The sequence below is a fragment of the Mucilaginibacter sp. P4_G9 genome, from assembly GCF_056400985.1.
In genome coordinates this window covers 1-2777 of sequence record NZ_JBFUKF010000537.1, presented here as the reverse complement: position 1 = coordinate 2777, position 2777 = coordinate 1, and the positions used below count along the sequence as shown (strand labels likewise).

Below are 2777 nucleotides of genomic sequence, written 5' to 3'. Positions count from 1 at the left end.
TCCTTCAGGTATGATTTTATTACCCTCGAATCGGCAACGTAGGAATCGCTATACTGCACTGCCAGTTTTTCGGCATATTTTAAAAATTTTTGTACTGGTTTAGAATACTTTGACCTTTTCCATTCCATTCCATCCATATTGGTAACAATGGCGCTGTTTTTTGGATAAATCGGCCCCCATACCGAGCTGCTGGTATAACCCATAATTAATACCACATCAAAATTTCTTTTGCGGGCGTCAAGCAGGCAATTCATGTCATAGATAAACTGGCCAGCGGTACCTATAAGGTATTCAGGATCATAACAGTGCTTTATTTCTACACCGTTCCAGCTATCCTGTGTATAGGGATGGTTATGCGAATTATAAACGGTCACCGAGTGGCCGCGTTTTACCAGGCCATCCGATACATATTCTGATATATGCTCAAATCCTCCGTAGTAATTGGGGATACCCCTGGTTCCTAATATTGCAATGCGTAGTTTCATTTTATAACAGATTGATATGCTTTTAAAGTTTGTGTAGCAGCCTGTTTCCAGGTATAATTTTGAAGGATCTTATTTCTTAAATACTCATTAACAGGCGATCGGCTTGCCTTTTCAACAGCATCGAGTATACTTTGCGGTGAACCAGGGTCGCAATAAAAGGCATCATTACCAAAATATTCCCTTACATCACCTTTATCACTGATAACCACATTACAAGCCATCAGGGCGGCCTCTATTGAGCTTAAACCGGTAGTTTCAAACCAACTGGGCAATACATGTACTTTAGCACGGGCATAGTATTTTACCAGCTCATATTGCGGCACCTGGTCAATAAAACAAATATTATCTGCAGCTATATCCCGGCATTCATGGTAATAAGCCGCCTGGTTGGGCGCATGTGTACCTATAAGCAGCAGGCGGTAGGTGGTATTATTGAGTGCCCTGATCAGGTTCAACTGGTTTTTTACACCCTCTATCCGCGCAGCGCAAACAACCAGTTTATCATCTTTAATTACCGTATCATCATATTTAAACAAATGCTGATCTGTACCGTTGGGTATTATCATACACTTTACTTCGCCCGGATAGTTGCTTAATACCCGTTGATATTCTGACTGTGAATTAGGCAATATCATAGCCGCATGACTTAAAATATCCATGATACTTTTACGCTGACCTTTCCATGTATAAGCCATGCTGGCCATTCTATCACGGCCAAGCAGGAACCTTGCTATTGTTTTAACATATTCAACGCCATCCGCCGGTAAGTACCTCAACAGCCTGCCTAACCCTTTACGGTGCTGCTGATCAAACTCGCTGTAATTGCATAATATTGTTGAGATTACATAAGGTTTATGAGCCTTCTGGCTATGGTGTAAAATATCGGCAGGGCGGCCAAGATTAAAAAAGTGCAATAAGTCGTAACTGTTATAATCGATATGCTCGTTAGCTAACTTTATGTCGGCAGTAACGCCCATAAAGGTGAGATGACGGGCGGTTTGCACAGCCTGAACGGTATCGCCGCCAGGAACGGTATACAATGTAGACCGCGTTATGAATGCTACGTTCATAATACTGCTCCTCCCGAAACAAATTTGTGTAACCAGGTGATCACGCTCGATGGAAAATAACTAACGGTATACAACAGGTAATTATCAAACCTAAGCGGAGATATGCCGATAGCCCTTGCAGTGTATGCGCGCGCCTTTTGTGGCTGAAAATTATTGAGCAGCAGTTTTTTACCGCAAAGTGCATAATAGGAGCTCTGTTTAATTTTAGCAGAATATTGTTTTTCACCGATCCCAGCCAATAAGCTGCCCTCTTTTATGCCGATAGTACGGTTTTTAAGTGTGGAGTACTTGATCTCCCTGAATTTACGTGGCCGCCACTTTTCATCAATAGTAATGGATTCGGGATTAAGCCTTACTTTGATAAGTGATTGTGTAAGATTACATGCCTTTTGATCTTTCAGGATATTTACCCATAAAAAATGATCTTCAAAGGTATAGGCGTGCTCATTATAGCCACCCTTATTAATAACCACGTCTTTTTTATAGAAAACGCAGGAGTGTATAAACGGGCAAACCGAATATTTAAGCTGCTGTATCTCCTCATTACTAAATGCCGGTGGTTTGTGTGTAAAAAGATAAAGCCCCTCCATATCAATATAATCGGCTGCCGAACCGATAATGCTATACCCGGGATTGGCTATCATAAAATCATACTGCTGCTGCAGCCTTTGGGGGTAGCAAATGTCATCCGCATCAAAACGGGCTATAAATGGGGCACGGGCATATTTTAATCCATAATTAAGTGCCTGGGCAACACCCTTATTATCCTGGTATATCACCACTATCCGGGGATCATTAAATGCACTGATAACCTCAACGGTATCATCTGTTGAGCCGTCATTAACTATCAGCAACTCAAAATCAATAAACGTTTGCTGCAACACCGATTCAATAGCAGCGCCGATATACTTGCCTGCATTATACACAGGCATTAAAACCGTTATTTTTGGGACTTCAAAGTTCATTTGTCAACGGTTTTATGGTTTGGGATTCTTTTAAATTGAGCAGCAGCAACAGTTCAAAAAATACTACTACAGAAAGTTGCTCAAACCAGTATTCTATAAAAAAAGCAACCATCATCAAAAGCAAAACGGGCAGACCATAGGTTAAAACGCTGTAATGTTTAGCAAAAAAGCCCAGGTAATAAATGAAAAATCCTGCAAGTCCAATTAATCCATATTCGGCCAGTAATTGATCGTAAACGGAAAATGGACTGTTGGTC

General features: G+C 41.1%; 4 protein-coding genes. All 4 read right to left on the bottom strand.

Going from position 1 to position 2777, the window contains the following annotated elements:
• The coding region (locus AC1DPZ_RS24955) for a DUF1972 domain-containing protein (protein WP_477408575.1) at positions 1 to 485 on the bottom strand (485 nt) is incomplete at its 3' end.
• Entirely contained in the window at positions 482 to 1555 is a 1074-nt protein-coding gene (locus tag AC1DPZ_RS24950) for a glycosyltransferase family 4 protein (protein WP_477408573.1), read from the bottom strand. The genes AC1DPZ_RS24955 and AC1DPZ_RS24950, both read right to left, overlap by 4 nt.
• Positions 1552 to 2520, bottom strand: a complete 969-nt coding sequence (locus AC1DPZ_RS24945) for a glycosyltransferase family 2 protein (RefSeq protein WP_477408571.1) — start codon at positions 2518 to 2520, stop codon at positions 1552 to 1554. Before AC1DPZ_RS24945 ends, AC1DPZ_RS24950 begins: the two co-directional genes overlap by 4 nt.
• Positions 2510 to 2777, bottom strand: a 268-nt coding sequence (locus AC1DPZ_RS24940; RefSeq protein ID WP_477408569.1) for a hypothetical protein, incomplete at its 5' end; no start/stop codon positions are given. The genes AC1DPZ_RS24940 and AC1DPZ_RS24945, both read right to left, overlap by 11 nt.

What these genes read in the sequence shown, in the direction of transcription:
- AC1DPZ_RS24950 (WP_477408573.1), bottom strand. Translation starts at nt 1,555, where the DNA reads ATGAACGTAGCATTCATAACGCGGTCTACATTGTATACCGTTCCTGGC.
- AC1DPZ_RS24945 (WP_477408571.1), bottom strand. Translation starts at nt 2,520, where the DNA reads ATGAACTTTGAAGTCCCAAAAATAACGGTTTTAATGCCTGTGTATAAT.